Raw genomic sequence first — 13,103 nt, 5'->3', positions numbered from 1 at the left:
ATTCGTTTTCTTTGACAAAATAAAATTGAAAAATAGACAAAATTGGGAGTTATTTTAGGTATTCAAACCCTTAAACGCATCATGTTGTACCCTATTCACATGGAATTAATCAGCAATTAGCATGCTTTTACCGTCCAATTTGCATGCTTTAGCCGCCCAATCTCAATCCTATAAAAGGTCTTTTTTACACAAAATAGAGCGTTTTATGCCCCAAACACATTGCTTTTTGATTTCACTTTGGGACTAAAAATCGCATAAGATACTAACAGTCAAACAGATAACAAAACTCTACCATAATGCGCTTATTTACAACACTCGAACAAGTTGGTTGAAAAAACGTCCAGCATTTGTGTTAAAAAGACGTTGCGACAGAAGACATTTCACAGGTGAACCACCCGTTCGATTAAATAACAAAAAACGAAAAGCAACATGGTTAAATAATAGAGCCATGTACGCCAACCAACTCTTTTCCACCCCGAGAGGTGCATAATTCGGAAAAATTGCCTAAATTTGCATCATACTTCAAGCGTATAAAATGTTTCGTTTAAAAGTAAGAAGACCAACAACGACCTCAATTGTAGGACAACCATTCTTGGCTGTGGCATACCCCAACAGGCATTAAACAAAATCATCAAAAGGAAAAATCAGATATGTTAGTAGATTATCAAAAAGTTCAAATATTTCAAGCAGACAATCACATCTTACAGGACGTTGACTTCAAAGTAGACGAAGGAGAGTTTATCTATATCATCGGGAAGGTAGGTTCTGGCAAGAGTTCGCTGCTTAAAACCATGTATTGCGAATTGGATATCGAAGGCGATTCAGATACAAAAGCCGAAATCCTTGATAGAGATATCACAAAGGTAAAACGCAACGAAGTGCCTGCGTTGAGAAAAGAAATGGGGATTATCTTTCAAGATTTCCAGCTTCTTCATGACCGGGATGTTTACAAAAACTTGTATTTCGTCTTGAAAGCCACTGGATGGAAAGACAAGAACGAGATCAACCAGCGAATTGATGAAGTACTCAATGATGTGGGTATGATTGAGAAGAAGCACAAGATGCCTTACGAACTCTCTGGCGGTGAGCAGCAACGTATAGCCATTGCGAGAGCTTTGTTGAACAAGCCGAAGATTATCATCGCCGACGAGCCTACCGGTAATTTGGATCCCGAAACGGCAAGTCACATCGTGAAGCTACTGAAAGACATTACCCAAACGGGAACTGCTGTGGTGATGTCCACACACAACATCCCCATGTTAGACAAATTCCCTGGTATTGTGTATCGTTGCAAAGATGGGCGCATCAAAGACATTACGAACGAATACAACAAAATAGACTTGCAAGAAGAAGCCGAGAGCGACTCGCAATCATGTCCATCGGTTGAGTGATAGACAATTCTTATACGAAGCAAAGTAAATATAATCATGATGAAGGTGATGAAATTTGGGGGAACCTCTGTAGGTTCTCCAGAACGAATGAAGAATGTAGCTTCACTCGTAACACGGTCAGGCGAGCAGACATTTGTTGTCCTGTCGGCCATGGCCGGCACTACCAATACGCTGATAGAGATAGCCGATTATCTCTACAAGAAGAATCCGGAAGGTGCCAATGAGGTAATCAACACATTGGAAGAGAAATACATGCAGCACGTAGAAGAGTTGTATGCGACGGATGAATACAAGGCAAAAACCCGCCAGTTCCTGGCAAGCGAATTCGAATATCTTCGCTCGTTTACCAAAGATCTTTTTACATCGTTCGAAGAGAAGTGCATTGTAGCACAAGGCGAAATCATGAGCACCAACATGGTGGTAAACTATTTGCAGGAACAGGGTGTTCATGCAGTTCTTCTCTCGGCTTTGGATTTTATGAGAACAGACAAGAATGCAGAACCAGACCCACCCTACATCAAGGAAAAACTCTCCGCCATCATGGCTGACAATGAGGGCTATCAGATTTATATCACCCAAGGTTTTATCTGCCGAAATGCTTATGGAGAGGTAGACAACCTACTGCGTGGCGGTTCCGACTACACGGCTTCTTTGATTGGAGCTGCACTCAACGCTGAAGAAATTGTCATCTGGACCGATATCGACGGCATGCACAACAACGACCCACGCATTGTTGACAAGACCGATGCCGTGCATCAACTCAACTTTGAAGAAGCTGCCGAGCTGGCCTACTTTGGAGCCAAAATCCTCCACCCTACTTGTATCCAGCCTGCCAAATACGCAGGCATTCCCGTCCGGTTGAAGAATACGATGGAGCCCGATGCATACGGCACCCTCATTGACAACGTGATAGTTCGTGGAAAAATCAAAGCAGTTGCGGCCAAAGACAACATCGTTGCCATCAAAATCAAATCGTCCAGGATGTTGCTTGCGACTGGATTCCTGAGAAAAGTGTTTGAGATTTTTGAAAGCTATCAAACACCCATTGATATGATTGCTACCAGCGAGGTGGGCTTGTCCATGAGCATTGACAACGCGACGCATCTGGATGAAATCGTTGATGAATTGAAAAAATACGGTACTGTGACCGTTGATACCGACATGTGCATCATCTGCGTCGTTGGTGATTTAGACTGGAGCAATGTTGGATTCGAAACACTTGCCTTGGATGCCATGAAGGATATTCCGGTTCGCATGATTTCCTATGGTGGCAGCAATTATAACATTTCTTTCTTGGTAAGGGATGCTGACAAGAAGCGAGCATTGCAAAGTTTGAGTGACCTGCTGTTTGAAACAACCTGTACGAACGGTAATTAACGGGAAGGTATGCATCAGTTGGTTTCATTAGACAAACTTAGCACCAAGCAAACGCCGTTCTATTACTATGACACGGCTTTGCTGAAAGAAACGATTCAGGCCATCAAGACTGAAATTGAGCAGTATGAACGTTTCCAAGTTCACTATGCCATCAAGGCAAATGCCAACGCAAAGCTACTCAACATCATCAGTCAGGCTGGATTAGAGGCCGACTGCGTGAGTGGTGGAGAGATTCAGGCTGCCATTGATGCAGGCTTCTCACCCAACAAGATAGTTTATGCTGGTGTTGGCAAAAGTGACTGGGAAATCGCTTTGGGCATTGACCAAGAGATTCTTTGCTTCAACGTTGAGAGCATTGCCGAGCTTGAAGTTATCAACGAGATTGCTGAGAAGAAAGGTAAAATTGCACGCATTGCCTTGCGAATCAACCCTGACGTGGAAGCTCATACCCATGCGAACATCACGACAGGACTGGCCGAAAACAAGTTTGGTATTGCCCTGTGTGAGATGGAAACGGCCCTTGAGGCGTGTTTGCGGATGAAGAATGTGATGTTTACCGGCCTACATTTTCATATCGGTTCACAAATTCTTGACATGCGTGACTTCGTTTCTTTGTGCGATCGAATCAATGAATTGCAGGAAAAACTGCATCAACATCATGTTCATGTTGAAAGCATTAACGTTGGCGGAGGATTGGGTGTGAACTACGAACATCCTGACCAGCAACCCGTTCCTGATTTCAAAGCATATTTTCAGACATACGCCCAGCACTTGAAGTTGTACCCACATCAAACTTTACACTTCGAACTTGGACGCTCTGTCGTCGCACAATGTGGAAGTTTAATCACCAAAGTGCTGTATGTCAAACAAGGCGTACGCAAGAAGTTTTGTATCGTTGACGCTGGTATGACTGACCTCATCAGACCCGCTCTGTATCAATCGCGGCACCAGATAGAGAATCTTTCCAGCAATGACGCTTATGAAATCTATGACGTGGTGGGGCCAATATGCGAGTCGAGTGACGTGTTTGCCAAAGCCATTGAATTGAACCAATGTCATCGCGGCGACCTGTTGGCCATCCGGTCTGCCGGCGCTTACGGCGAAGTGATGGCCAGCCAATACAATTGTAGGAAACTACCCGAAGGTTATTTAACAGAGGATTTATAATATTGTAGAATCATTCGTGTCTATGTTTTTTGACCAGTTGACCATCATACTCAGCTCTATCACCCTGCTGCTTGCAGTGATTGCTCCTTTTTGTTCTCCCTTCTACCGGTTCAGGAAAATCGTGAAGAGGCTTCAATCCTCTGACTTCGAGGAGAAAGAATCTGCTGCTTTGAACAGCTTTCAAGAAGAGAACTCTGCCAGAGAACCATCAAAAGCTTGCTCAATCCCTGCGAAAACATCAGTTCCCATCACCATACTGCTTACCGTACACGACCAAGCCAAGGAGCTGGAGATGCACCTATCTTCATTTCTTTCACAAGAGTTTGACAACGATTTTCAGGTCGTTGTCGTAGCCGAGCAAGGTGACAGCGAGACGGAAGACGTATTGAAGCGGTATGAAAACGATTCGCATCTTTACGCAACGTTCATCCCTTCATCCTCACGCTACATGAGTAAAAAGAAGTTGGCTGTCACCCTTGGAGTAAAGGCGGCAAAGTATGAATGGATCATCATGACCGATGCCGGTTGTACACCCGCATCTCCTTACTGGTTGCAATGCATGTCGAAGGCTTGCAATGAGAACAACAAACTGGTGCTGGGGTATAGCAACTATACGGCTGAAACGGCTGACTTCCGCCGACTTGAGCAGCTGTATACAGAACTATACCTTATGAGGAACGCGGAGAACGCTACTGCCTATCGCACCAACTCTGCCAATTTGGCGTTTCGAAAAAGTATGTTTCTACAAGGAGAAGGCTATCGGGGCAACCTTCACCTGCTACGCGGTGAATACGATTTCATCATCAACAAATATGCGGAAAAAGGCTCATCCGCACTCATGATGGAGCGAGATGCCTGGATCATAGAAGACGAACCACTGCAAAAGAAATGGCTCAACAAGCATCTTTTCTATCAAGAAACACGCAAATACCTCAACCGGTCAACGCCCATGCGCATGCTGTTCAATCTGGATACGATACTCTTGCATACTTCCTACCTATTCATCTTGGCCATGATGGTATATGGTGGTGTACTCATGAATTATACGCTACTCGTGACAGCCGGGGTTTCTTTGCTCCTTACAGTCATCCTGCGTGTACGATTCGCCAAGAGAACGCTTACATATTTCTTGGGCGACATCGCACTTTGGAAAGTCATACCTTTTGAAATCAGCATGATGTGGAGAAATCTATCTTATCATTTGAGATACGTCAGAGCAGACAAAAACGATTTCACCAGCCATAAACTATAGTGATGAGAGTAGAACTATACATGGCCAGGAAGACAGCGGGCAGTCCCGACTATCAAGCTCATCTGTCGATGCTTCAACAGTATCTTCAAAGATACGACGAGATAGAGCTGTCCCATGAGTTCCCCGATATCGTGCATGTTTTTGGGGCTTGGGATGCTACGGCTCATAAGAAATTGGAACAATGCCACAGATTATTAATTCCAACAGTCTTGTCGCCCTTAGGGCAACTGGCTCCGTGGCATTTCCCCAAGCACCCGACTCCCACCCAAACATTGCAGACATCTGCTCAGAAACAAGCAACCCAACGGGCTTCTGCTCTCATCGTTTGGGGAGGAATTGAAAAGCAGGAAATGGAAAAGAGGAAATGGAATGAGCAAATTCACGTCATACCCAATGCCGTGACTACTTCCATGATTTCGCCAGAAGCGATGGCTCATGAAACGATGAAGCTGTATCAAGAAACCCTCGATGCACACGACCGGCTGACACACCAACGCATCCAAGAGAAATTAAACATCTTTCCCAATGACGACAGTCCTGAAAAAAAGGTTTGCCATGCCCTTCTTTATCTGCGTTATCAATATCACCGTCGCAACATCAAGAAGCAGACGTTGAAGGAACTGAACGATACGCTGAACAATTTGGAATACGATGAAGACGTACTCAACGACATGCTGGAGCAACTGAACGAAGAACAATTTGCGGCTCGTATCATGCAGGTTTTGAGTGAAGATTACCAGCTTACAGAAGGCTTCATGCCGTTAGACCTACTGAATGACAAACAAACTCAAAGAATAAGAGAGGCCATCAACACAACAAGCAATATATAATGAACGAAAGATAAAAACAGATGATGAATATGAAACATGAGGAAATTGAACAAGATTTGCGATACTTAGATTTGTTATCATTATCGTTTCCAACCATAGCTGATGCAAGTACAGAGATTATCAACCTGCAAGCCATTCTCCATCTGCCAAAGGGAACTGAGCATTTCATGGCAGACATTCATGGAGAAGACGAAGCTTTTCAACATGTATTGAAGAACGCGTCAGGCAACATCAAGCGCAAGGTGAACGAGCTTTTCGGCAACTCACTTCGTGAAAGCGAGAAATGCGAGCTGTGCACACTTATCTATTATCCCGAGCAAAAACTCGAACTGGTGAAAGCTACAGAAAAGGATATCCACGACTGGTACCACATTACGCTCTATCAATTGGTGAAGGTATGCAGGGATGTTTCGAGCAAATATACGCGCTCCAAGGTTCGTAAGGCGCTGCCAAAGGAGTTTAGTTACATCATACAAGAGCTGCTGCACGAAGATTCACAGGAGGATGACAAGATTGCTTATTATAAAGTCATTATCGAAACCATCATCTCTACTGGCAGGGCTGACGATTTCATTATCGCCTTGGCCAATGTCATCCAGCGACTGGTCATCGACCAACTGCACATCCTTGGCGACATCTACGACCGAGGACCTGGTGCACACATCATCCTGGACTTCATGGAAAAGTATCACAATTGGGACATTCAATGGGGAAACCACGACATTATCTGGATGGGAGCCAGCGCCGGAAACAATGCTTGTATCTGCAGCGTCATCCGTCTTTCACTACGGTATGCCAACCTCGTTACACTGGAAGAAGGCTACGGTATCAACCTGGTGCCCTTGGCAACCTTTGCCCTTGAGACGTATGGGGACGATCCTTGTGAGGAGTTTTACCCGCGCGTCATGAGCGGATCGAAAGAGATGGACGAGAAGACGCTCCGCCTCACAGCGCTGATGCACAAGGCCATTGCCATCATTCAATTCAAGGAAGAGGGCAAACTGTTTGAGAAACATCCGGAATGGAAGATGCAAAACCGTGCACTGTTCAACAATATTGATTATGAAAAAGGAACCATTCTGCTGGATGGAAAAGAATATCCGCTGCATGGAAACAACTTTCCTACCGTCGATCCGAAGCATCCTAATGAGTTGACTCCCGAGGAACAAGACTTAATGAACCGACTGAACCATTCTTTCATGGTGAGTGAAAAGCTGCACAAGCACATCAAACTCTTGCTGCAACATGGCTGTATGTATGGTGTCTACAATGGCAACCTGCTCTTCCATGCTTCCATTCCATTGAACGAAGATGGTTCTTTGAAGGAGGTAGAAATATATCCAGGTAAGAAATACGCTGGTAAAGAACTGATGCACAACACGGGTATGATGATTCGTGCGGCATTCCAGAATGACACATGTAAAGAAGAACGGGAATACGCCATCGACTACTTTACTTACCTGTGGTGCGGACCGGACAGTCCTTTGTTTAACAAATCAAAGATGTCTACCTTCGAACGATACTTCATCGCCGACAAAGAGACGCACCATGAAGAGAAGGGCAACTACTTTAAATTGCGTGACCAAGAAACAACAGCCGACCGCATTTTAGATGCTTTTGGCGTGACGGGCGAGAACAGACACATCATCAACGGGCATGTCCCAGTGCATGTTACGAAGGGAGAAAACCCCATCAAGGCGAATGGTAAGTTGATTGTCATCGACGGAGGATTCTCACAAGCCTATCACAAGGAAACGGGTATCGCTGGCTATACGCTGGTTTATCACAGCCGTGGCCTGCAGCTTGTTCAGCACGAACCTTTCACCAGCACCAACGATGCTATCTTACAGGGTACCGACATCGTAAGCACCACACAGATTGTGGAAATGAGCAGCCACCGTATGCTGGTTTCTGACACGGACAAAGGAAAAGAGATTAAGCAGCAAGTCAAAGATCTTGAAGCGCTATTGTATGCCTACCGACATGGGTTCTTAAAAGAGAGAGATCCTCAGATGCGAAAATAACACGACCCTACACAAAAACGCTCAACAACAATAAGGTTGAGCGTTTTTTCGGTATGACGGGCATGTCATGCCGAAAGTTGGTTAGAAAACTTTCGTTTCCCAACCTACTCGATTAAAGAAAGGGGAACGGAGAAGAAAACAAACGAACTGGTTTGAATCCAGAACATCTGCCTGTTTTCTACAACTCTGTTTGTGGAATATACTCCTCGCCCCGCAAAAATATTCTGTCCACAATTGGCGTGGTGTAAGCATAAGGAATAAAGTCAACCGACGGGATGGGCTTCGTGATGTAAAAATTCGCAACCTTTCCCTTCGTGATAGAACCGTAATCCTTGCTCAATCCCATGGCATACGCACTGTTCATGGTACCTGCATTGATGGCTTCTGCTGGTAAGAGACGCATCTTGATGCACGCCAAGGAAATGACAAACTTCATGTCTCCAGATGGTGTTGACCCCGGATTGTAGTCGCTTGCCACCGCCAGAGGCAACCCCTCATCAATGACTTTGCGCCCCAACGCAAACGGCATATTCAGGAAGAACGATGTACCGGGAAGGGCGGTTGGCATGGTTTCGCTGCCACGTAGTGTCTCTATCGTTTCTGCGGTCATACTCTCGAGATGGTCTACCGATAGGGCATTGTGTCTAACTCCTACCTCTACCCCACCAGAGGACGCCAACTCGTCGGCATGTATCTTGCCTCGCATGCCATATTTTGCTCCTGCTTCAAGAATACGTGCGGTCTCTTCGGGCGTAAAGAACCCCGTATCGCAGAACACATCAATATATTCTGCCAAGTTTTCTTTGGCTACAGCAGGAATCATCTCACGGATCACCAAGTTGACATATTCACTTTGTCTGCCTGCATATTCGCGCGAAACGGCATGTGCACCCAAGAAAGTGGCAACGACTTTAAGCGATGTCGTCTCTTTGATGCGCTTGATGACGCGTAACATCTTTAGTTCGTCAGCGGTGTTCAAACCGTATCCACTCTTGATTTCTATGCACCCCGTTCCTTTTCGGATGACTTCGTCTACACGACGCATCGCATGTTGGTACAGTTCGTCTTCGGACATATCGTGCAACTTGTCGGCAGAATTGAGGATGCCACCGCCCCTTTTGGCGATTTCGGCATAGCTCAAGCCACGTATCTTGTCCACAAACTCCTGCTCACGACTCCCTGCAAAGACAATGTGGGTGTGCGAATCGCACCACGAGGGCAGCACACTTCCGCCTTTGGCATCTATCTGCTGTACATCAGAAGGAAGGCTGCATTTCGCTAAATCGCTCATGGCACCATACGAATGGATGCGCCCGTCCACGACATAGAGAAAGGCATTTGCTATCGTTTCGAGCCGCGCCATCTCCTTACCCTCCAGTCGTAGCTTGTCTGTGGGTTGGATGCCTGCCAGAAAAGCAATGTTGGTTACTAAAAGTTTCATATCATGTAACAAAATGAAAATCCCACTCCTCCTGTCCGAAGAGAGTGGGATTGATGATTTATTTCCTTAAAAATTCTACCGATTGCGCAATGTGTGGCGACATAAACTCATCGTTTGCGATGAATGGTACCACCTTGCGATAAGCCGCATAGATAGCCTCAATGGCTGGCGACGACTTCAATGGGCGACGGAACTCGAGGGCTTGGGCGGCATTGAACAGCTCGATAGCTAACACTCGCTCAGTGTTGAGCACTACCTGATACAACTTTGTGGCTGCATTGGCACCCATACTTACATGGTCTTCCTGCCCCTGCGACGACGGAATGCTGTCGACCGAGGCTGGCGTGCAGTACATCTTGCTTTGACTGACAATAGAAGCAGCGGCATATTGGGGTATCATGAACCCACTGTTAAGACCGGGCTTTGCCACCAAGAAGCTGGGCAGATTGCGCGTACCCGAAATCAACTTATAGATTCGTCGCTCGGAGATGTTGCTCAATTCACACAGTGCAATTGCCAAAAAGTCCATAGGTTGGGCGATAGGTTCGCCATGGAAGTTGCCTGCAGAGATCACCAAATCGTCGTCAGGACAAACAGTTGGGTTGTCGGTTGCCGCATTCAACTCTATTTCAATGACCGATCGCACATAAGCCAACGTGTCTTTCGATGCGCCATGCACCTGTGGCATGCAACGGAACGAATAGGGATCTTGCACGTTCACCTTAGGTTGCTTGATGAGTTCGCTGCCCTCTAACAGCTCCCGAATATGTGTAGCGGTGTCTATCTGTCCCTTGTGTGGACGTACAGCATGCACGGCATGCGTGAACGGTTCGATACGTCCGTCGTAGGCTTCCAATGACATTACGCCAATCTTGTCTGCCCAATCACAGAGACGCTCGCTCTGCAACACTGCCCAAACGGCATAAGCATTCATGTTCTGCGTACCGTTGAGCATGGCAAGTCCTTCTTTGGAAGCCAACTGTATGGGTTCCCAGTTCATCTTTTGCAATAGCGCCTTGCCGCTCATTCGTTCACCTTTATACTCTACCTCGCCCATTCCTAACAGTGGCAAGCAAAGGTGAGCCAACGGAACAAGATCGCCCGATGCGCCCAGTGAACCTTGCGTATAGACCACGGGATAAATATCATTGTTGAAGAAGTCGATCAATCGCTCAACCGTCTCTACCTGACAGCCAGAATAGCCATAACTCAAAGACTGCGCTTTGAGGAAGAGCATAATCTTTACAATGTCATTTGGCACCCTGCTGCCCACGCCGCAAGCGTGCGACATGATGAGGTTTACTTGCAACTGAGCCAGCCTGTCTTTGTCTACCGACACGTTGCACAATGAACCGAAGCCTGTGGTAACGCCATAGATAGGAACGTCCGACTCGGCAATTTTCTTGTCTAAATATTTGCGACAGCGCACAATTCGTTGACGTGCGTCATCAGATAATTCTAAAGTAGCATGGTTTTCTAAAATCGCTCCCACCTCCTCAATCGTGAGGTGTGCTGCGCTAATTTTGTGTATCATAGTGTGATTGTTAATGTGCCAAGTCGCAACGCCTCTCGCTCAAAGAAGTGTTTAGCGTGAAGCATTGCGACTTGACGTTGATTTAGAAGTTAAGTTTCTCTATTTCGCTATCATCCACGAAGTTGGGTAAGGTTACCTTCAAGCCGGGAGTGCGTTCCATTTCACGCTTAATGGCATCGATAGAACCCTTGTTGCGAGCCCAGCTACGGCGTGCGATACCGTTGTTGACATCCCACAGAAGCATCTCACGGATGTGGCGATTTGCATCATCGCTGCCATCGACCACCATACCAAAGCCTCCATTGATGACTTCGCCCCAGCCTACGCCGCCACCGTTGTGAATAGACACCCATGTGGCACCACGGAAAGCATCGCCGATGACATTTTGTATTGCCATGTCGGCACAGAATTGCGAACCGTCGTAGATATTACTGGTTTCACGGAAAGGAGAGTCCGTACCAGAGACATCGTGATGATCACGACCAAGGACAACGGGCTGACTGATTTCGCCTTTGCGCACTGCTTCGTTGAATGCCAACGCTATCTTGGTTCTGCCCACACTGTCAGCATAGAGGATGCGCGCCTGAGAGCCTACAACCAAATGATTCTTGCCAGCTTCCTTAATCCAGTGGATGTTGTCATCCAACTGACCGATAATATCTTTGGTGGCAGTTTTCCTCATTTCTTCCAGCACCTCAGTTGCCAAGCGGTCGGTTACCTCCAAATCCTTCGGGTCGCACGATGAGCATACCCAACGGAATGGACCGAAACCATAATCGAAGAACATCGGTCCCATGATATCCTGCACATACGAAGGGTAGCGGAACTTACCGTCCTCACGAAGGATGTCAGCACCTGCACGACTTGCCTCCAAGAGGAAGGCATTGCCGTAATCGAAGAAGTACATTCCCTTTGCGGTGAGCTTGTTGATAGCGTCTACCTGTCGGCGCAATGACGCCCGAACCTTTTCCTTGAACTGCTCAGGAGCTTCCGCCATCATGCGATTAGACTCCTCCAAGCTCATGCCTACTGGATAATAACCACCTGCCCAAGGGTTGTGCAAAGATGTTTGGTCGCTACCCAAGTCTACACGGATGTTCTCTTCGGCAAGGCGTTCCCACAGGTCAACGATGTTACCCACATAAGCCATGGACACCACACGCTTCTCTTCGACAGCTTTTCGGATAGCAGGTATCAGTTCGTCAAGATTGTCGTGTAGCTCATCTACCCATCCTTGTTCGTAACGTTTGTTAGCAGCCAAGGGGTTGATTTCAGCAGTCACACTCACCACGCCAGCGATGTTACCAGCCTTTGGCTGTGCGCCCGACATGCCACCAAGACCTGCCGTGACAAACAGTTTCATGTTGTCGCCACCTACCTTGCGTGCTGCATTGAGCACAGTAATGGTAGTGCCATGCACAATTCCCTGTGGACCAATATACATATACGAGCCTGCGGTCATCTGTCCGTACTGACTCACACCGAGTGCATTGTCTCTCTCCCAATCGTCCTGCTTAGAGTAATTGGGAATCACCATACCGTTCGTCACCACCACCCGTGGTGCATCCTTATGCGAAGGGAACAAACCAAGCGGATGACCAGAGTACATCACCAATGTCTGCTCGTCTGTCATCTCGCTGAGATACTTCATCACAAGTCGATACTGCGCCCAGTTTTGGAACACGGCACCGTTGCCTCCGTAGGTAATCAGTTCGTGTGGATGTTGCGCTACTGCCCTATCCAAGTTGTTTTGTATCATCATCATGATAGCGGCAGCCTGCTTGCATTTGTGTGGATATTCGTCAATGTGACGAGCGTGCATATCATACGTAGGACGGAAGCGATACATATAGATACGTCCATAAGTCTTCAACTCGTCCAAAAACTCAGGTGCCAATGTGGCATGAAACTTCTTTGGGAAGTAACGCAGTGCGTTGCGCAATGCCAACTTCTTTTCTTCTGGTGTAAGAATGTCTTTTCTCTTAGGTGCATGGTGCACCGTATGGTCATACGGTTGTGGATCGGGTAAGGTGTTAGGAATACCTGCCCGAATGTCCGCCATGAATTCTTCGTGCGTCATTTTCTTT

9 protein-coding genes are annotated in these 13,103 nt (G+C 46.7%); 6 read left to right on the top strand and 3 right to left on the bottom strand.

Annotated elements, in window-relative coordinates:
* The first annotated feature begins 650 nt into the window (after positions 1–650).
* Genes HMPREF1254_RS08730 through HMPREF1254_RS08705 form a run of 6 tightly spaced genes read left to right on the top strand, consistent with a single transcriptional unit; the run spans position 651 to position 8,041 of the window.
* A complete protein-coding gene (locus HMPREF1254_RS08730; protein ID WP_023058315.1) occupies positions 651–1,391 on the top strand; it encodes a cell division ATP-binding protein FtsE in 741 nt (246 codons plus the stop codon).
* Positions 1,392–1,430: 39 nt separating this feature from the next.
* Entirely contained in the window at positions 1,431–2,768 is a 1,338-nt protein-coding gene (locus HMPREF1254_RS08725) for an aspartate kinase (protein WP_036873830.1), read from the top strand.
* 9 nt (positions 2,769–2,777) lie between these two features.
* Positions 2,778–3,935 (top strand): diaminopimelate decarboxylase, encoded by a 1,158-nt coding sequence (gene lysA, locus HMPREF1254_RS08720; RefSeq protein ID WP_023058305.1) that lies wholly within the window; start codon positions 2,778–2,780, stop codon positions 3,933–3,935.
* 37 nt (positions 3,936–3,972) lie between these two features.
* Positions 3,973–5,187: a glycosyltransferase gene (locus HMPREF1254_RS08715; RefSeq protein ID WP_231385841.1), complete on the top strand. Its 1,215-nt coding sequence runs from the start codon at positions 3,973–3,975 to the stop codon at positions 5,185–5,187.
* 2 nt (positions 5,188–5,189) lie between these two features.
* Complete coding sequence (locus HMPREF1254_RS08710) at positions 5,190–6,017, top strand: glycosyltransferase (RefSeq protein ID WP_036879583.1); 828 nt, start codon at positions 5,190–5,192, stop codon at positions 6,015–6,017.
* Between the two features lie 29 nt (positions 6,018–6,046).
* Positions 6,047–8,041, top strand: coding sequence for a fructose-bisphosphatase class III (locus tag HMPREF1254_RS08705; protein WP_023058301.1), 1,995 nt, complete (start codon positions 6,047–6,049; stop codon positions 8,039–8,041).
* A gap of 178 nt (positions 8,042–8,219) precedes the next feature.
* Here HMPREF1254_RS08705 and hutI read toward each other — a convergent pair whose 3' ends face one another.
* The 3 genes from hutI to HMPREF1254_RS08690 form a co-directional block, all read right to left on the bottom strand.
* Positions 8,220–9,482: an imidazolonepropionase gene (gene hutI, locus HMPREF1254_RS08700; RefSeq protein ID WP_023058258.1), complete on the bottom strand. Its 1,263-nt coding sequence runs from the start codon at positions 9,480–9,482 to the stop codon at positions 8,220–8,222.
* Between the two features lie 58 nt (positions 9,483–9,540).
* Positions 9,541–11,016: a histidine ammonia-lyase gene (gene hutH / locus HMPREF1254_RS08695; RefSeq protein WP_023058278.1), complete on the bottom strand. Its 1,476-nt coding sequence runs from the start codon at positions 11,014–11,016 to the stop codon at positions 9,541–9,543.
* Positions 11,017–11,098: 82 nt separating this feature from the next.
* Positions 11,099–13,096, bottom strand: a complete 1,998-nt coding sequence (locus tag HMPREF1254_RS08690) for a urocanate hydratase (protein WP_023058246.1) — start codon at positions 13,094–13,096, stop codon at positions 11,099–11,101.
* Positions 13,097–13,103: the final 7 nt, after the last annotated feature.

Origin of the sequence: Prevotella sp. BV3P1 (genome assembly GCF_000479005.1) — a bacterium.
Lineage (GTDB): Bacteria > Bacteroidota > Bacteroidia > Bacteroidales > Bacteroidaceae > Prevotella.
The sequence above is the reverse complement of the archived record's forward strand: the minus strand, read 5'-3'. Positions and strand labels throughout refer to the sequence as shown.

Bases quoted from the DNA above. Each gene is read 5' to 3' on its own strand.
- HMPREF1254_RS08725 (WP_036873830.1), top strand. From the start codon at position 1,431: ATGAAGGTGATGAAATTTGGGGGAACCTCTGTAGGTTCTCCAGAACGA.
- hutI (WP_023058258.1), bottom strand. From the start codon at position 9,482: ATGAAACTTTTAGTAACCAACATTGCTTTTCTGGCAGGCATCCAACCC.
- HMPREF1254_RS08705 (WP_023058301.1), top strand. From the start codon at position 6,047: ATGAAACATGAGGAAATTGAACAAGATTTGCGATACTTAGATTTGTTA.
- HMPREF1254_RS08690 (WP_023058246.1), bottom strand. From the start codon at position 13,096: ATGACGCACGAAGAATTCATGGCGGACATTCGGGCAGGTATTCCTAAC.
- HMPREF1254_RS08710 (WP_036879583.1), top strand. From the start codon at position 5,190: ATGAGAGTAGAACTATACATGGCCAGGAAGACAGCGGGCAGTCCCGAC.
- HMPREF1254_RS08730 (WP_023058315.1), top strand. From the start codon at position 651: ATGTTAGTAGATTATCAAAAAGTTCAAATATTTCAAGCAGACAATCAC.
- lysA (WP_023058305.1), top strand. From the start codon at position 2,778: ATGCATCAGTTGGTTTCATTAGACAAACTTAGCACCAAGCAAACGCCG.
- hutH (WP_023058278.1), bottom strand. From the start codon at position 11,016: ATGATACACAAAATTAGCGCAGCACACCTCACGATTGAGGAGGTGGGA.